Here is a 17,012-nt window from a genome sequence, read left to right as displayed (position 1 = left end):
CCGGGGCGCTGCCCCGGACCCCGGGGGTATTTGGAGAGCAAAGAAGCGCCGAAGCGATTAGCCCTGGGTGTCGAGCGGCAGGCGGATCTGGATCCGCAACCCGCCCTCGGCACGGTTGCCGAGTTCCAGCGTGCCGCCATGCGCGGCGATCACGTCCTGGGCGATCGAGAGGCCCAAGCCGGTGCCGCCCGTGGCCGGGTTGCGGCTGGCCTCGCCGCGCACGAAGGGTTCGGTCACGCGCGGCAGCAGCGCGGGCGGGATGCCGGGGCCGTCGTCCTCGATGCGGATCAGCGCCGCGTTCGGGCCGCGCTTCAGGCTGACCCGGGCCGGACCGGCATAGCGGCGGGCATTGTCGAGCAGATTGCGGATTGCGCGGCGGATGGCGACCGGACGCAGCGGCAGCACCAGCGGGCCCGGGCCGGCGTAGCTCGCCTCGCTTTCGGCGCAGAGCTGCGCCAGGGTTGCGTCGAGGTCGACGGGTTGCAGCGGCTCGGCACCGCGCCGGGCCGAGGCGGCATGCATCAGCCCGTCGGCCATCACCGCCATTTCGTCGAGGACGCGGATCATGTCCTGGCGCTGTTCGTCGCCCTCCAGCATCTCGGCGCGGATGCGCAGGCCGGTGATCGGGGTGCGCATGTCATGGGCAAGGGCGGCAAGCATGCGCATGCGTTCGGCCTCGAAGCCGGCGATGCGGCGCTGCATGTCGTTGAAGGCCAGCGCCGCCTCGCGCAGCTCGCTCGCGCCGCATTCGGTGACGCGGGCGCTGCGGTCGCCGCGGCCGGCGGCGCGGGCGGCCTCGGCCAGGGCGCTGAGCGGGCGGGTCATCCGCCGCACGAACACGAGCCCCACCGCCAGCGTGCCCAGAAGCGAGGCGAGCAGCGGCGCGAAGAAGCCCTGCTTCCATTGCCAGGCATCATGCGCCGGCAGCGGATAGACCAGCGCGTTCAGCCATTGCCCGGCATCGACGCCGCGCTCCAGCCGGACCGAGACCAGCATCAGGGGCGCGCGCTCCTGCTCGGCGGGCTGGGGGGTGCTTTCGTGGATGCGGATCAGCCGGCCCGGCAGTTCGGACGCGAGGTCGGCTTCGTGGTCGGGCAGGCGCGTGGTCTCGCTGAGGTCGGGCGGCTGCGAGGCGACCCAGAAGCGGGTGAAGCCGGTGCTGCTGGTGCCGGGCAGCAGCCGTGCGGTGGCAAGGTCCGCGGTCTCCAGCGCCGCGACCAGCGCGTGCAGCCGATGCGCGTCGCCCTGCAGGCGGATGGCGCGGTCGAAGGCCGAGCCCTCGCGCGCCATGACCCAGGCGGCGATCAGGTTGGCGCCGAGCAGCGCCGCGATCAGCAAGAGCGAGAAGCGCGCCGCAAGCCCGCCGGGCCAGAGCCGGCTCATGCCAGCGGCTCGACTTCGGCGCCCAGCCGGTAGCCGCCGCCCCATTCGGTGACGATCAGCTGCGGCAGGCGCGGATTGGCCTCGATCTTGTGGCGCAGCCGGCTGACGGTATTGTCGACCGCGCGGTCATAGGCCCGCATCTCGCGCCCCGCCAGCAGGTCGAGAAGCCGCATCCGAGACAGCACCTGGCCGGGGTGGTCGAGAAACAGCGACAGAAGCCGGTTCTCGCCCGAGGTCAGCGCCACCTCCTGCCCCGAGGGCAGGGTGACGGTGGCGCGGCCGGCCTCGTGCACCAGCCCGGCGAAGCGGCGCCGGAGCAGGGCGGGGGCGGGCAGTTCGGGCGGCACCCGGCGCAGGACGGCATGGATGCGGGCCAGCAATTCGCGCGGGTCGAAGGGCTTGGTGACGTAATCGTCGGCGCCGAGGTCGAGGCCCTGGACGCGATCCTCCTGCGCGGTGCGGGCGGTCAGCAGGATCACCGGCAGGCGCCGGCTTTGCACCAGGTCGCGGCAGAGGCTGAGCCCGTCCTCGCCCGGCATCATCACGTCGATGATCGCCAGATGCACCGGATCCTGCTCGAGCGCCGCCCGCGCTTCGACGGCATCGGCGGCCAGGCGGATGCGAAAGCCGTTGCGGCGCAGATACTGGCCCAGCGGCTCGCGGATGTCGCGGGCGTCGTCGACGATCAGGATGCGCGGTTCAAGCGTGTCGGTCATCGGCATTCGGCGGGATGGCATAAACGGCGGCACGGGTAGAGCGCCGCCGCAAGGGTCGTGCGGGCCGCGCCCGCCGATCCATATCAGAAGGTCGCGTTCAGCGACAGGTAGAAGGCACGACCCGGTTCATTGTAGGTATTGGCCCCGGCGCTAACGCCGCTGCCTTCGCGCAGCACCCGCTCGTCGAAGATATTAGTGACGCCGGCACCCATGCGGGCATTGTCCGTCAGCTGGTAGTTGAAGCCCAGGTTGACGATCGTATAGGGATCGCGCGCCTTGGGGTTTTCCACCGGATCCAGCGTCGTCGGGCTGTAGGTCGGCGATTCGATCTTGCCGTAATGGGTCAGCGATGGCGTGACCGTCAGCTTTTCGGTGGCCTGCCAGTCCAGTGCGGCGTTGACGGTGTATTTCGGCACCAGGCTCAGCGGATCGCCGGTCTCCTTGTTCTCGGACTTCGCCATATAGGTAAAGTTGGTATTGAAAGTCAGGGTCGGGGTGATTTCCTTGCTCAGGTTGCCCTCGACCCCGGCCACCACCGCCTTGGGGATGTTGATCCACTGGAAATATTGCGCGCGATTGCCGCTGCCGGTGTCGAAGCTGCCGAGCGGCTCCAGGCTGGCCTGGATCTTGTCGCGGTAATCGTTGTGGAAAGCGGTCAGCGTGCCCGACAGGCCCTGGCCCGCGTCATAGGCGATGCCGATTTCGGCATTAAGGCTGGTTTCCGGGTCGAGGTCGGGGTTGCCGACGACATAGCAGCCGCTGCCCAGGCTGGGATAGGCCGCCGGGCAGCCGTTGCCACGGGTGTAATAGACGTAGTTCGGGTTCAGCTGGTACAGGTTCGGCGCCTTGAAGGCCCGCGCCACGCCGACCTTCATCGTCCAGGCGTCGTCGAACTTGTAGCTGACGTTGAGGCTGGGGCTGGCGTTGAAGCCGAAGGTATCACCATGGTCCAGCCGCAGCCCGGGTGTCACCGTCAGCTTGTCGGTCCAGTAGATGTTCGCCTCGGCATAAAGTCCGGCGGTCAGCTGGGTCATCTTGACGTCGCGCGCCTCGGGGTCGCTGATCGTGCCGGGGATCGCGCCGTCGTTCACGGTCTGTCGGTTCGAGATCGGATCGACCAGTTGCTCGTGGCGCAGCTCGGCACCCAGCGTCAGGCTGGTCTCGCGGCCCGAGAGCTGCATGGGCAGGATCAGCTCGGACTTGGCGGTGATGTTTTCCAACTCGATGGTGCCGCGCTCGGTGTCGACGATCGAACCCTCCGGGCCGCCGGCGGTGCCTTCCAGGTTGCGGGTGTTGTCGGTGCGCTCGTATTGCAGATAGCTGTGCGCGGCGCCGAAGTCGTAGTCGCCGCGGTGCGTGACCGAGAAGGTCTTGCGCAGCATACTATTGGTTTCCTTGCCGTAAAGCGAAGTCAGCACCTCGTTCACCGAGGAGTTCTGCCGGTCGCCGGCGAAGAGATTGCCCTGGCGGCTGAAACCGGCCTCGAAGTCGATGACGTTCGAGGGGTCGAGCTGCCAGCTGAGCAACGCGGTCACGTCCTTGTTCACCACACCCTCGACCCCGGCAGCCGGGCAGGCGACGGTTTCGGTCGCGCCCGAGGAGTTGGTGTATTCACAGGTGGAATCGTCGACCTGGGCGTTGATTGTCGGGTCGTCGGGCTCCGACTTGGCGTAGTTGCCGGTCAGGCGGAAGATCAGGTTTTCGCCCAGCGGCCGGGCGAAGAGGAAGTTCGTGCGGTAATTGCCGCCCTCGAGGCTGCTTTCGGGCGAATTGACATAGGTGCCGAAGCTCAGCGTCGGCTCGGTCGGCCGCTTGGTGATGATATTGACCACGCCGCCCGCCGCGCCCGAGCCATAGCGCGCCGCCGCCGGGCCGCGGATGACCTCGATGCGCTCGATCAACTCGGCTGGCACCCAATTGCTGTCGCCGCGCGAATCGCGCTCGCCCGAGCGGCCCATGCGCACGGCATTGCGCGACAGCACGGGTTTGCCGTCGATCAGGATCAGGGTGTTTTCCGGCCCCATGCCGCGCAGGTCGATCTGGCGCTGATTGCCGCGCTGCCCGGTGGCCGAGGAGCCGGTCAGATTCACGCCCGGCATCTTGCGCACGATTTCGGAAATGTCGTTGACCGGCGGAGCATCCTGGATATCGTCGGCAGTCACGGTCGAGGTGCCGAGAGCCTGCTTGCCCTGTTCCTCGGCCGAGAGCACCACCGTTTCAAGGACGATGGTTTCATCGGGATTGGGGGCGTCTTGGGCCAGGGCCGTGCCGGCAAGGACCGGCAGCGACATCAGCAGACAGATTGCGGTGCCCGTGGCCGGGCGCGGGAAAGGCGTCGCCATCGCATGTTCCTGTGAAAAGGGTTCGGGGGTGGCTGGCGCGCGCGCGGGCTGGGCCCGCTTCAAGCATTTGTGAAGCCGGGCAGCAATGCGCAGCGTGGGATTATTGTGTCGCGAAATGTCGCAAATCGACTGGCTTCACCGCCGCTACCGGGGGTTTCACACCCCCGGACCCCCGTGGGATATTTCCACAAAAGAGAATGCCAAAAAGGCGCGCGGGAGTAAGATGGCGGCCGAGGGGAGGGTCGGGGCATGACCGGATTGCCAGGCACGGCCGAGCTGGAAACGCATCGGGTGGTGAATCAGCCGGCGCCGGCCGGGGATGTCGATCCCTGGCAGGACGATCCCATGCTGCACCGGGCGCTGCGCGGGCAGGGTGCCGCGCTGGAAGATCTGGCGCGCTATGGCGCCGGCCTGGGTGCGGCGGGGATGCGCGATGCCGCCCGCGACGCCGAGCGTCATCCGCCCGAGTTGCGCCTGTACGACAGCGGCGGCCGGCGACTGGACGAGGTGCATTTCCATCCGGCCTATCACCGGTTCATGCGCTTGTCGGTCGGCGCCGGCTATCACGCGGTCGCCTGGGAGGGCGGGCCCGCCGCCCATGCCCGTCACGCCGCGATGGTCTATCTGGCCAGCCAGGTCGAGCCGGGCCATTGCTGTCCGCTGACCATGACGCATGCGGCGCAGCCGGTGATCGCCGCCTCGGGTCTGCCCGCGGACTGGCGGCGGGGGATGATGTCGCGCGATTATGACCCCGCGGTCCGTCCGGTGGGCAGCAAGGCGGGCATCACCCTGGGCATGGCAATGACCGAGAAGCAGGGCGGATCGGATCTGCGCGCCACGCAGACGCAGGCGCAGCGCGACGGTGCGGCCTGGCGGCTGACCGGGCATAAATGGTTCTGCTCGGCCCCGATGTCCGACGGTTTCCTGACCCTGGCCCAGGCGCCGGGCGGCCTGACCTGCTTCCTGGTGCCGCGCTGGCTGGAACACGAGCGCAACGGCATCCGGTTGCAGCGGCTGAAGGACAAGCTGGGCAATCGCGCCAATGCCTCGGCCGAGATCGAATATCGCGACGCGCTGGCCTGGCGCCTGGGCGAGGCGGGCGACGGCATCCGCACGATCCTCGAGATGGTGCACCACACGCGGCTGGACACCGCCATGGCCCCGGTCGGCTTGATGCGGGCGGCGCTGCGCGAGGCGCATCGCTGGATCTCGCAGCGCAGCGCCTTCCAGCGCCGGCTGATCGACCAGCCACTGATGCGGGCGGTTCTGGGGGATCTGGTGCTGGATTGGGCCGGCTGCCTGGCGCTGGGGCTGGGCGTGGCGGCGGCCAGCGAGGGCACGGGCGATCATGACCGCGCCTTGGCCCGGATCGGCGTGGCGCTGGCGAAATACCTGGCCAACAAGCTGTGCCCGCTGGTGGTCGCCGAGGCGATGGAGATGCTGGGCGGCATGGGCTATGTCGAGGATACGCCGCTGCCGATGCTGTATCGCGAGGCGCCGCTGAACGGCATCTGGGAGGGTTCGGGCAATGTGATCTGCCTGGATGCGCTGCGCAGCCTGTCGCGCGAGCCCCTGGCGGCCGAGGCGCTTGCAACTCGCCTGGATGCGGCGATCGGGTCGGAGCCGGCCTATGACGCCGCGCTGGCGGCGCATCGGGCGCGCTGGCCAGGCCTGCCGCCCGAGGCCGAGGCGCGCTGGTTCGTCGAGGAGGCGGCGCTGCTTCTGGCTGCGGCGAATCTGCTCGACTCGCATGAGCCGGCCGTGGCGACAAGCTTCGTGGAAACGCGCCTGACCGGCAGGCGCGGTCGGCTCATCGGCGCCTTGCCGGTCTTGGCCGCGGAGCAGGTCGTGGGTGGCGCGTTCGGCGAATGGGTTACATAATTCGAATTATCGTCATCGGTTGTGATGTCTGTTTAACCACCGAAATATTGTTCGGGTCCCTTTGTTGAACCGACGGCCAAAAAGAAGCCATTTGGCCCGTTTCGGCGACCATTGGTTGGCCAAATGTTTACCACTGGACCGTCGACCTGATCGATGTTGGTATATTTCAATCTCTTACAGTCACGACCGACTTTCTCGCTTTCCCTTCCAACCAGAGGCCGAGGCCACTGCGATACTCGTTCGCCCCGATTGACGCGGCTGGAACATTTCAGCAACACCTCAGGAAATGTGCGCCTGGGACCGCAATGTCTTCGTTTCGCCGGACTGGCATCGGTTCGAACTGGATGCGCAAGCTGCCGAGTTCGACGCGTCGCGCACGGCACGGCAACGCCGCGCCTTGCGTCAGGGCTGAACCGATGCCGATGCTGCCTCATATCCCGATCAACCCGGGCGAAACCATCCTGTCCTGGGCGGATCGTTCCGCCCAGGCTCAGGCGGGACAATGCCTGCCGGAACTGCTGAGGGTCGTCGGCTTCCCTCAGAAGGACGTCGAACCGGTGAAGGACTTAGCAGCGCTTGCCCGTCTCAGCGATCTCTTCGGCGGCGACACGTCGGCGCTGGAGGCTTCCGCGATCTTCAGGCATGCCGGAAATATGCGGCGGTTTCGGCACGAGGTGTTCAAACCGTCCATGCTTTGCCGCCGCGTGACGGCATTCTGCCCTATGTGTCTGCTCGACGACGGATCCTTCCAGCACAGCCGTGCCATCTGGCAATTCAGCAGCACGGTCTGTTGCGATCGCCACGGCATTGCCCTGACCACGACGAAGGCCGAAATCCATTTCGACGCGCTGGTGCCGTCTGTCGCGTTTCCGGACCCGGCGGCGCTGCAAGAGCTTTGCGATGCGGCCACGCCGATGACACCCGGACCCTTGCAGCGCTATGTCGAGGATCGGTTGGCCGGCTCCACGCGCGAACCGCTGTGGCCGGACGGTTGTCGTCTCGATCAGGTCATGGGCATTTCGAGCTGCCTGGGGAATGCCATGCGGGATCACCCGACCGGCGACCTCGGGGATGCTTGTCGGATCGGCTTCGAAGCGCTGCGGCGGGGCGAGGCGGGCATCCTGAAGGCCCTCGACGATATTCTGTGCCAACGGGGCCGAAAGGCCCGCGTCAACACCCCCGCCCGTGCCTTGGGCAGGCTCTACGACGCAGTCAGGCTGAACGAGGATCTGTTCCCGCTCCGCCCGCTGGTGCGGTCGTTCCTTCTGGACAATATTCCTCTCGCAGCCGGCGATGAGATTTTCGGGGAGGTGGTGCCTGCACGGCGTCGACATGACCTGGCCACACTCTCCGTGGTGTGCGGAATGTCCAAGTTGCAGGTGAGAGACGTATTCGCCGGCTTGGGACTGTTGTCGGCAGATGACGGCCGACCTTTGAATGCGCTCACCTTCGACGCGACCGAAAGCGAAGCTATCGCGTGCGAGTTGCGGGGATCGGTTCCCGCCAACGCACTCTCCGCCCATCTTGGCTGCGACACGACGACGGCAGCGGCGATCCTCAATGCGGGACTGGTCGAAAGGGTCTTGGGCGACAGGATTATTGTCGATCGCGACGCGGATGCCCTGAAGCGGGTCAGCTTGGACTCAGTCCACGACCTTCTGGCCATTCTCTTCGAAAACGCCACCACCCTCGCGGTTGTCCCTGTTCAGTTCACCACCCTGAGCGCGGCCGCGCGCCACGCACATTGGCAAGTCGACCGGATCATTCGGCTGGTCCTGTCCGGGAGCCTCGACCTCTATGGCCTGGTCGGGCGAACCGATTTCGATGGCCTGCTGATCGATGAACGCCAGCTGCTGCGCATCCTGGAGGCCCCACCGATGACGGCCGCAATGTCGAAGGAAGACGCGGCAAAGGAACTGGGCGTCGAGGTGCAGATCCTCGAGAACATCATGCGCATTCCCGAGGAGAGCGGAGCGCCGATCATCCGGCGCGTTGTGCCGCTCATCGGCCCGCTGAAACGTCGCCATCAGGTCGCGAAGCCCGACTTCGAACGGTTCCGGCGCGACCATATCTCGATCCGCGAACTGGCCGAAGCTGAAGGCACGACGATCGCGGGAATGCATGCAGCCTTGCAGCAGCGCGGGATCTTGCCGATTCTGTCAGGCATGCCCTTGGCGACTCAAATCTTCCGCCGATCCGACATCTGACCTTATCCAAGCCTGAAGTCTTGCGAGCCGCCCATCATGGGCGGCTTTTTTTTGTTGCGCATCAGAGGTCACAGGCGAGTTTCGATGGGCGTTATTTGCCCTCGCAATGGCACAGAACCGCCGCCGGCTTGGGAAAACGTCATTGATTCATCTCAATAAAATTTCCGGCGCTGGCCTCTTATTGGCCGTCATTTCATCTCCGCTACAAGAAATTTGCTGTCCGCCGCCGCAACTTGGACGTTCGACAGTGAATGCCTTTGCCGGGGCGCCCGCGCCTGAGGACAGCAAGGAGGAGCGAAGGTTCAGCTGGCATCCGGCAGCGACCATCTGCGCCGGCAAGCAGAGCGAGATCGGCGCGGTCGGGCTTCGACGGTATTTCCCCGTCAGTGGCTGACTGCGGGCGGCGGACCGCGCGCAAGTCCTGTGACCGCAGGATGATCGGGCGGCGATCAAGGCCACCGACGCGACGGATCGCAGGAAGATTCCGTCAAGACCATGGCATACGGACGGCGCGGCAGGCAACTGCGGCGCCGGCGCTTGCCAAGGCATATCCGGTCATCGCTCGATGGACCAGATTCGGGCCGACGGCCGGGATGGCGGCGCAGCATCTATGCCTCGGGCGCGCTGCTGATCGGCACCGGCGCCAGATCCTTCAGAAAGCCGCGCGCCCAGGCCTCGATCGGGTTGGCGCGCAAGACCGCCATCATCGCGGCGTGGCGCTCGCGGCGTTCGTCCTCGGGCATGGTCAGGGCGCTGGCCAGGGCCTCGGCCACCTCCTCAATGTCATGCGGGTTGACGATCAGCGCCGCCGAGAGCTCCGCCGCTGCCCCGGCAAAGCGCGACAGGATCAGCACGCCCGGGTCCTGCGGATCCTGCGCCGCGACATATTCCTTGGCCACCAGGTTCATGCCGTCGCGCAGCGGCGTCACCAGCCCGACCCGCGACATGCGATAGAGCCCGGCCAGCAAGGTCTGGCTGAAGGCGCGGTTGATATAGCGCACCGGCATCCAGTCCAGGTTGCCATAGGTCGCATTCAGCCGGCCGGCGCGTTCGGCGACCTCTTGCCGGATGCGCTCATAGCCTTCGATCCCCGCGCGCGAGGCCGGGGTGATCTGCATGTATCCCAGCTTGCCATGCAGCTCGGGGTGGCTGGCCAGCAGCTGCTCGAAGGCGCGCAGCCGCTCGGGCAGGCCCTTGGAATAGTCCAGCCGGTCCACGCCGATCACGTGGTCGCGGGCTCCGAAACGCTGGTGCAGCTCGCGGATGCGCGGCAGATCGCGCGCCCGCGCGGCCCGGGCGGCAAAACCCGCCGTGTCGATCGAGATCGGATAGGCGCCGATGCGGGTGTCGCGCGGCGGGGCGAACTCGAGCCGGTCGCGGGCGCCCTCGAGCGCGTCGCGCAGGTTCGCGGTATCGGTCGGGGTCTGCAACCCGACCAGGTCATGGGCCAGCATCGCCGACAGGAAGCGGCGCGAGCGCGGCAGCGCCCGGAACAGGTCCCGCGCCGGCCAGGGGATGTGGTGGAAATAGCCGATGCGGTTTTCCACCCCGCGCCGGCGCAGCTCGGCCGCCAGCGGGATCAGGTGATAGTCGTGCACCCAGATCAGGTCGTCGGGCCGCAACAGCCCGACCAGCGCATCGGCAAAACGGCCGTTCACCTGCTGGTAGCACTCCATGTCGTCGCGGGTATAGTCGAGCAGGTCGGCGCGATAATGGCACAGCGGCCAGAGCACGCTGTTCGAGATGCCTTCGTAATAGCCCTTGACCTCGGCCGGGGTCAGGTCCAGCGCGGCAAAGGTGACCTCGCCGGCCTGGCTGAGGGCGACCGGGCCCGGCGTTTCCGCCGTGCGCCCCGACCAGCCCAGCCACAGCCCGCCCCGGTCCTTCAGCGCCGCTTCCAGCGCGACGGCAAGCCCGCCGGCCGCGACGCCCTTGCCGCGTGCGGGCAATCGGTTCGAAACGACGACAAGGCGGCTCATACGACGTCTTCCCATTTGCGCGACAGCTTGATCGCGGCGTTGATCAGCCCGACCATGGAATAGGTCTGCGGGAAATTGCCCCAGAGCGTGCGGCTGGCGACATGCACATCCTCGGACAGAAGCCCCAGGGCGGTGCGTTGTTCCAGCACCGCGGCGAAAATCTCGCGCGCCTCGTCATGGCGGCCCAGCCGGACCAGCGCGTCGATCAGCCAGAAGGTGCAAGCGGTGAAGGCGGTCTCGGGCGTGCCGAAATCGTCGGGGGCGCGATAGCGGAACAGGTGGTGGCCCTGGCGCAGCTGCGCCTCGCAGGCGGCGACGGTGGCCTGGTAGCGCGGGTTCTCGCCGGTGCAGTAGCCGACCTCGGGCATCAGAAGCAGGCTCGCATCCAGGTCCGCGCCGCCGAAGGCCGAGACATAGGCGCCGACCGTGTCGTTCCAGCCCTGGGTCTCGATCGCCTGGCGCATGGCGTCGGCATGGGCGCCCCAGGCGGCGGCGCGCTGCGGCAGGCCCAGATGCGCCGCGATCCGCGCCAGCCGGTCGCAGGCGCCCCAGCACATCAGCACCGAATGGGTATGGACGCTTTCGCGGGTGCGGAATTCCCACAGCCCGGCGTCGGGGGTGTTCCAGCGCGCCACCGCCTGCCGGCCCAGCACCTCCAGCCGCTCGAACAGCTCGATCCCGCCCAGGCGCGGCAGGCGCTGGTCGAAGAAGCACTGGCTGACCGCCAGGATCACCGAGCCATAGCCGTCGTTCTGCACCTGCGTATAGGCGGCATTGCCGCGCCGCACCGGCCCGTGCCCGTCATAGCCCAGAAGCGCCGGGCAGGTCTCTTCGTCCAGCACCCGCTCGTGGCCCAGGCCGAACAGCGGCTGCATGTAGCCGTCGGGCGTGCCGGTGGCGAGGTTCAGCACATAGGCGAGGTAATCCTCCATCGTCTTGGTGACGCCCAGGCTGTTCAGCGCCTTGACGGTGAAGAAGCTGTCGCGCAGCCAGCAGAAGCGGTAATCCCAGTTGCGCTGCGTATCGGCATATTCCGGGATCGAGGTGGTCAGCGCCGCGACGATGGCGCCGGTTTCCTCGTATTCGCACAGCTTCAGCGTGATGGCGGCGCGGATCACCACCTCCTGATAATCCGGCGGGATCGACAGCGCCCGCACCCAGTCCAGCCAATAGGCCTCGGTCCGTTCCAGGAAGGCGGCGGCGATGACATGGGGCCCGTCGCTCAGCGGCTCGTCGGGGCCCAGCAGGAAGGCATGCGGACGGTCCAGCAGGAAGGGCGTCTCGTTCAGCACGAATTCCACCGGCGCCGAGGTGGTCAGCCGCAGCGCCTGCTGGTCCAGGTCATAGCGCAGGTGGTTGGAGCCGCGCATGACCCGGGCGGCATGGGCGCCATAGCCGTGGCGCGGGCACAGGCGCACGGTGATGCGCGGCGTGCCGGCCAGCGGCTCGACGATGCGCACCAGCGTGCGGCCGCGGAACATCCGGCCGCGATCCGGGAAGCGGGGCAGGAAATCGGTGATCTTCAGGCGGTTGCCCTGGTCGTCCTCCTGGATCGTCTCGAGGATGGCGGTATGGCCGCGATAGCTTTGCCGGGTGCGGGCCAGCTCGTCGCAGCGGATCGACCACAGCCCGCTATCGGGACCGGATTGCGGCTCGAGCAGCCGGCAGAACACCGGGTCGCCGTCGAAGCGCGGCAGGCACATCCAGGTCACGTCGCCAAGCGCGTTCAGCAGCGCGGCGGTCGCGGCATTGCCGATCAGGCCGAGTTCCAGCGAGGGGGCAGGCATCGGGATCATTCGAGGCTCCGTCTTATCCAAAGGGCAAGGGCGGCCGGCCCGGCCAGGCGCAGGTCGCAAGGCAGGTCGCGTTCGCCGACGGCCACGGCCAGCCCTCCGGCCTGCCGCGCCGCCCGCAGCATGGGAATGTCGGTCAGATCGTCGCCGAAGGCGACCGGGCGGCGGCCGCGGAACGGCGGGTGCGCCATGAAGCGGCGCAGCGCGTCGCCCTTGTCATGGCCCCGCGGGCGGATCTCGACCACGCATTTGCCGGGTTGCAGCACCCAGGCCGGGCCAAGCGCCGCGACGGCCTGCTCGGCGGCCAGGGTCAGGGCGGGCTCGGCCTCGGGCGCCAGGCGCCAATGCAGCGCCAGCGCCGGCCCCTTGTCCTCGAGCCGCGCGCCGGGATGGTGGGCGGTGATGGCGGCAAGGCTGTCGCGCAGCCCGTCGAGCGCATGCGCCAGCGCCGCGATCTCGATCGTGTCGCCGCCCTCGATCTCCCAGCCGTGCAGCCCGGCCAGCGGGATGTCCGCGGGCAGATAGCGGGCCAGGTCGGCGCGGCGCCGCCCGCTCAGCGCGGCGACGGCACCGCCGCTGCGCTGCCAGAGCCGCAGCAGGTCGGCGCGCAGGCCCCGGTCCAGCACCACATCCTCGGCGCGCGGTGCGATCTCGGCCAGGGTGCCGTCGAAATCGAAGAAAAAACCGTGGCTTCGAGGGTCCGGCATCGCCTCGCCCGCTGTGCTGTGATCCGTCAACCCCTGCCCCTTCCTGCCGCCGCCGGCGCGCGCAACATGGCGCGGCCGGACGCGGGATCGCGGCCCCTGCCCCGTCGTGGCGCGGGACCGACCGCTGCTCCATTAAGGCCCGGGGGCGGCGCAAGGTTCCGCGATCGGCGCACGGGCAAGGAGATGAAGCGGGCCGGAGCGCCCGTCGCGGGGATGCCGTCGCGCCGGGATGCGGCGCGACGGATCGGTTTCAGAACCTGTGCACCAGGGTCAGGGTGGCGTTGCGGCCCTGGCCGATGAAATTGCCGTAACCCGGGCTGGCAATGGCCGAGTAATACTGCTTGTCGAACAGGTTGTTGACGTTCAGCTGCACCGCCGTCGCCTCGGACAGCTCATAGCGTGCCATCACGTCGGCCACCACGAATCCGCCCTGGCGCATGGCATAGGGCGCGCCGCCGGAATCGAACGAGCCGTCCGGGTTGTCCTGATAGGTCCGGCTTTGATAGCGCAGCGCGCCGCCGACCGTCAGCCCCTCCAGCGCGCCGGCCAGGCGATAGGTGGTGTTCAGCTTGACCAGGTGCAGCGGCGCCGTGCCGGTGTTGTAGCGCTGGCCCGCATTCTCGCCTTCCTCGTATTCGGCATGGGCATAGGTATAGCTCGCCGCGACGTTCCAGCGGTCGTTGACCGCGCCCGACAGCTCGAACTCCGCGCCGCGGGTGCGGATCAGCCCGGCGTTGATCGAACAGCCGGTGCCGGGGCCGCCGCAGCCCGTATTGTCCGGGTCGTCCTCGGCCAGGCCGTCCTGGTCGGTCTGGAAGGCGGCGGCGGCAAAGGTCAGGCCGCCGTCCAGCAGCGCGGCCTTGGCGCCGACCTCGAAATTCTTGCCATAGACCGGGTCGATCAGCCCGTCGACGCCCAGGGCGCTCTGCGGGGTGAAGATCTCGGTAAAGCTGCCATAGACGGTCCAGGTGTCGTTCACGTCATAGACCAGCCCGACATAGGGCGTCACCTCGGCATCGACCTTGTAGCCGTCGCTGGAATTGCTGCCGGCATAGCCGCTTTCGTTCTGCGCCTCGTACCAGGACACCCGGGCGCCGGTGATCAGCTTGACGTTCTCGGCCAGGCTCCAGCGGGCCGAGCCATAGAGGCCGTAGTTCCGCGACACCATGTCGCCGAAATAGGTCACGTCGTTCGCCGCCGGATAGGGATGTTCGTTCGGGTCGGCGACCGAGGGATCGGCGATGACATAGGCATAGGGATTCTTGCCGTCGTAGCGGGTGCGGTCGCGGTTGCCGTTCACGCCGAAGACCAGGTCGTGCTCGCGCCCGAACAGCGTGACCTGGCCCGACAGGCGCAGGTCGCCCGAGTTGGTCTGGCTGACATAATGAAACAGCGCGCCGTCGCGATAAAGCGTGCCGGTGGTGTCATACCACATATAGGACGACAGCATGTCCACCATGCCGTTCGACCGGCGCAGCTTGGCCGTCAGCTGCCAGCCGTTGTCGAACTGATGCCGCAGGTCCAGATAGCCGACGGTCTGCTCGCGGTCGGAATATTCCCATTCCGCCGCCGAGGCGGTGCTGGAATCGAAATCGTAGAAGCTGCCGTCGCGCGCGGTCCAGATGCCGCCCCAGGAATAGCCGTCGATCTTTTCCTTGCCGTGGCTCAGCGCCGCGCTGATCGTGGTGCTGTCGGTCAGGTCGTATTCCAGCACGCCGTAAAGCAGCCCGCGCTCGTCGGTCATGTAGTCGCGGAAGCCGTTGCCGGCCAAGGCCGAGGCGACGAAGCGGCCGCGCAGCCGGCCGTCGGCCGTGATCGGCCCCGAGGTGTCATAGGTCAGCCGCCCGTTGCCAAAGCTCGACGCCTCGACCTCGACCGAGCTTTGCCGCTCGGCCGTGGGCATCTTGCGCACCAGGTTGATCGAGGCCGAGGGGCTGCCGGTCCCCTCCAGCAGGCCGGTGGCGCCGCGCACGACCTCGACGCGGTCGAACATCGCCATGTCCTCCTGCGGGTTCACGTCGCGGGAATAATAATGCACATAGTTCGGCACGCCGTCGAACTGCTGGTTCTCGACCGCCGAGCCGCGGGCGTAGAAGATCCAGCGGAATTCGCCGTTGCCCTGCTGCGCGGTCAGGCCCGGCGTCCAGTCCACGACCTGGTTCAAGGTGGTGATGCCCTGGTCCTGCATCTGCTGGCTGGTCATCACCGAGACCGATTGCGGCGTTTCCCTGGCCGTCAGGTCAAGGCCCGCCGCCGTGCCCGAGGCGGCCTGGGTGGTATAGCTGCCGGTGCCCTCGGTCGCGGCATCGCCGCTCAGGGTGACGGTGTTCAGCACCACGGGCGCATCCGGCGCCGCATCGCTGTCCTGGGCCCAGGCGGCCGGGGCGGCCAGTGCCCCCACAAGAGCCAGCGCCAACGGGCTGGCGCAGCCGGCAAGCTGCCGGCGGATCGGGTTCGCGACCATGAAACTACTCCTGACGGGGTGCCCACGCTCAGGCACGCCCCGAAATGTCGAGCGGCTGGCTTGGCCGCAGGAGTCAGGGTCGCGGCTGGCTGGGTTTCTTCCCTAACCGCTGCATGGCCGGCGCCGTCAATGATTCCCGCGCAGGAAAAGCGCGCCGGGCCGTCGCCTTTACCCCCGCTGTGGCACGAATGTGACAGGCCCCGCATCCAGCCGGGCGCGGGGCAAAGCTGCGCGGGGCGCCATAGGGTGCCGCCGGTGCGCCTCAGCCGAAACTCAGGCCAGAAGCAGCGTTTCCAGCTGGCTCAGCGCGACGAAGGGAAAGGCGCGGGCCAGGTTCTCGGCAAAGACCGGCTGCTCGAGCAACCTCAGCCCGTTGCCGCGACGCGGCACCTCGGGCCGGGAATCGTGGCCCTCGAGCTTCAGTTGCAGCGAGCCCAGGAAGCGCGGGTCGAGCAGACAGGGAAAGCGCCGCATCAGCGCGTAATGGCCGAAGGAATAGATCGTCTGCGCCGGCGATCGCGGCCGCACCGCCGCGCCGGCCGAATGGAAGGGGCGGTCGATCTCGTAGCGCGCCGGCTCGGCCCCGGCATAGTTGCTGACCAGAAGCCCGCGCGGCATGCTGAAGGCAAAGACGTCGTATTGCCGGCCCGCCTCGGCGGCGCGATGCAGGGCGGCGGTGTATTCGATGCCCAGGCAATCGTCGTCGTCCAGCCGGAACTGCACCAGCCGGTGCCGCCCGTCTTCCGAGATCTGCGCCAGCAGCGGCGCCAGCGCCTCGTTCACCATCGGCCGGTCCGAGACCAGCAGGTGGATGCGGCCATCGCCGGCGCAGAGCCTTTCCAGCCGGGCGCGATAGGCCGGCGGCATCGCCGGCGAGGTCAGCACGATGAAATGGAAATCGGGATGGCGCTGCGCCTTGATCGAGGCCAGCGTCAGCGCCTCGAAACTGCGAAAGCGCTGCTCCAGCCGCTCGGGCCGATACAGCGTCTCGGCGACCTTGCGGCGCGCCTCGGCCTCGGCCTCGGAGCCGTGCCCGGTGCCGGAATAGATGGCCCAGTCGCCCCGGCCCAGGAAGGAAAAGCGGCAGATTCCGACGATGAGGTCAGCCATGACCAGCCTCCCCGCCCCGATGCGCACCGGCCGAAAGAAGCCCCGCGCTGTTGCCTTTCATCGCCGGCGCGGCAGCGAAGGAAGGCCGCGCCCGGGACAGAGCCGTGGCATGAAAAGGAAGCACCATCTGAAATCACCTGCGCATTGCAATGGATCAGGAAACAGGCGGCCCTTGACACGGGCCACCGCATGAAACCGGGAAATCGTCTTACAGGCATAGCGGGGGATGGCCACGCAGGCAAGCACCGGCAAGGACCTGATCTGGCAGCGGAAGTTTCCGCAGGCCGGGCGCGTTCCGGAAGCGACCGGGCATCTTGGGATCCCCGGCCGCCGAGACAGCGCACTCGTTACTGTTAAACCCGGCCCCGACAAAAATGCCGCAGCCAAGTTGATTAATCACGCAGGATGCGGGTTGCGAAATTTCCGATTA

The 17,012-nt window shown here is 67.7% G+C and carries 12 protein-coding genes; 4 read left to right on the top strand and 8 right to left on the bottom strand.

The genetic code is table 11. The features are described 5' to 3' along the window. Positions 1-57 precede the first annotated feature (57 nt). From PARN5_RS22660 to PARN5_RS0119655, 3 genes are all read right to left on the bottom strand, one after another. The gene (locus PARN5_RS22660) at positions 58-1,383 is read right to left on the bottom strand and encodes an ATP-binding protein (protein WP_018001484.1); all 1,326 of its coding nucleotides are present in this window, start codon (positions 1,381-1,383) and stop codon (positions 58-60) included. Next, complete coding sequence (locus tag PARN5_RS0119660; protein WP_018001483.1) at positions 1,380-2,099, bottom strand: response regulator transcription factor; 720 nt, start codon at positions 2,097-2,099, stop codon at positions 1,380-1,382. The genes PARN5_RS22660 and PARN5_RS0119660 overlap by 4 nt, the downstream gene beginning before the upstream one ends. 83 nt (positions 2,100-2,182) lie before the next feature. Next, positions 2,183-4,441 (bottom strand): FepA family TonB-dependent siderophore receptor, encoded by a 2,259-nt coding sequence (locus PARN5_RS0119655; protein WP_018001482.1) that lies wholly within the window; start codon positions 4,439-4,441, stop codon positions 2,183-2,185. A gap of 249 nt (positions 4,442-4,690) precedes the next feature. Here PARN5_RS0119655 and PARN5_RS0119650 point away from each other — a divergent pair, with 249 nt between their 5' ends. From PARN5_RS0119650 to PARN5_RS24410, 4 genes are all read left to right on the top strand, one after another. Further along, positions 4,691-6,322: an acyl-CoA dehydrogenase family protein gene (locus tag PARN5_RS0119650; RefSeq protein ID WP_018001481.1), complete on the top strand. Its 1,632-nt coding sequence runs from the start codon at positions 4,691-4,693 to the stop codon at positions 6,320-6,322. A 286-nt stretch (positions 6,323-6,608) separates the two neighbouring features. Beyond that, positions 6,609-6,734, top strand: a complete 126-nt coding sequence (locus tag PARN5_RS25180) for a hypothetical protein (protein ID WP_018001480.1) — start codon at positions 6,609-6,611, stop codon at positions 6,732-6,734. A gap of 4 nt (positions 6,735-6,738) precedes the next feature. Further along, entirely contained in the window at positions 6,739-8,529 is a 1,791-nt protein-coding gene (locus PARN5_RS0119640) for a TniQ family protein (protein ID WP_018001479.1), read from the top strand. 106 nt (positions 8,530-8,635) lie between these two features. Next, positions 8,636-8,923: a hypothetical protein gene (locus PARN5_RS24410; RefSeq protein WP_157404105.1), complete on the top strand. Its 288-nt coding sequence runs from the start codon at positions 8,636-8,638 to the stop codon at positions 8,921-8,923. Between the two features lie 214 nt (positions 8,924-9,137). Here the strand turns inward: PARN5_RS24410 and PARN5_RS0119635 are convergent, their stop codons facing one another. The 5 genes from PARN5_RS0119635 to PARN5_RS22655 all read right to left on the bottom strand — a co-directional run bounded on the left by PARN5_RS0119635 (position 9,138) and on the right by PARN5_RS22655 (position 16,582). Beyond that, on the bottom strand, positions 9,138-10,508 hold the full coding sequence (locus tag PARN5_RS0119635; RefSeq protein ID WP_018001478.1) for a trehalose-6-phosphate synthase: 1,371 nt from the start codon (positions 10,506-10,508) through the stop codon (positions 9,138-9,140). Beyond that, positions 10,505-12,304, bottom strand: coding sequence for a glycoside hydrolase family 15 protein (locus PARN5_RS0119630; RefSeq protein WP_018001477.1), 1,800 nt, complete (start codon positions 12,302-12,304; stop codon positions 10,505-10,507). The genes PARN5_RS0119635 and PARN5_RS0119630 overlap by 4 nt, the downstream gene beginning before the upstream one ends. Beyond that, positions 12,301-13,038 (bottom strand): trehalose-phosphatase, encoded by a 738-nt coding sequence (gene otsB, locus PARN5_RS0119625; RefSeq protein ID WP_018001476.1) that lies wholly within the window; start codon positions 13,036-13,038, stop codon positions 12,301-12,303. The genes PARN5_RS0119630 and otsB overlap by 4 nt, the downstream gene beginning before the upstream one ends. Positions 13,039-13,258: 220 nt before the next feature. Beyond that, on the bottom strand, positions 13,259-15,472 hold the full coding sequence (locus PARN5_RS0119620; RefSeq protein ID WP_018001475.1) for a TonB-dependent siderophore receptor: 2,214 nt from the start codon (positions 15,470-15,472) through the stop codon (positions 13,259-13,261). 273 nt (positions 15,473-15,745) lie between these two features. Next, entirely contained in the window at positions 15,746-16,582 is an 837-nt protein-coding gene (locus tag PARN5_RS22655) for a glycosyltransferase (RefSeq protein ID WP_018001474.1), read from the bottom strand. Positions 16,583-17,012 lie beyond the last annotated feature (430 nt).

The organism is Paracoccus sp. N5, assembly GCF_000371965.1.
In the GTDB taxonomy this organism is placed as follows: domain Bacteria; phylum Pseudomonadota; class Alphaproteobacteria; order Rhodobacterales; family Rhodobacteraceae; genus Paracoccus.
The sequence above is the reverse complement of the archived record's forward strand: the minus strand, read 5'-3'. Positions and strand labels throughout refer to the sequence as shown.

Excerpts from the sequence above, each read along its gene's own strand:
- PARN5_RS22660 (WP_018001484.1), bottom strand. The coding sequence starts at position 1,383 with ATGAGCCGGCTCTGGCCCGGCGGGCTTGCGGCGCGCTTCTCGCTCTTG.
- PARN5_RS0119660 (WP_018001483.1), bottom strand. The coding sequence starts at position 2,099 with ATGACCGACACGCTTGAACCGCGCATCCTGATCGTCGACGACGCCCGC.
- PARN5_RS0119655 (WP_018001482.1), bottom strand. The coding sequence starts at position 4,441 with ATGGCGACGCCTTTCCCGCGCCCGGCCACGGGCACCGCAATCTGTCTG.
- PARN5_RS0119650 (WP_018001481.1), top strand. The coding sequence starts at position 4,691 with ATGACCGGATTGCCAGGCACGGCCGAGCTGGAAACGCATCGGGTGGTG.
- PARN5_RS25180 (WP_018001480.1), top strand. The coding sequence starts at position 6,609 with ATGTGCGCCTGGGACCGCAATGTCTTCGTTTCGCCGGACTGGCATCGG.
- PARN5_RS0119640 (WP_018001479.1), top strand. The coding sequence starts at position 6,739 with ATGCCGATGCTGCCTCATATCCCGATCAACCCGGGCGAAACCATCCTG.
- PARN5_RS24410 (WP_157404105.1), top strand. The coding sequence starts at position 8,636 with ATGGCACAGAACCGCCGCCGGCTTGGGAAAACGTCATTGATTCATCTC.
- PARN5_RS0119635 (WP_018001478.1), bottom strand. The coding sequence starts at position 10,508 with ATGAGCCGCCTTGTCGTCGTTTCGAACCGATTGCCCGCACGCGGCAAG.
- PARN5_RS0119630 (WP_018001477.1), bottom strand. The coding sequence starts at position 12,304 with ATGATCCCGATGCCTGCCCCCTCGCTGGAACTCGGCCTGATCGGCAAT.
- PARN5_RS0119620 (WP_018001475.1), bottom strand. The coding sequence starts at position 15,472 with ATGGTCGCGAACCCGATCCGCCGGCAGCTTGCCGGCTGCGCCAGCCCG.
- PARN5_RS22655 (WP_018001474.1), bottom strand. The coding sequence starts at position 16,582 with ATGGCTGACCTCATCGTCGGAATCTGCCGCTTTTCCTTCCTGGGCCGG.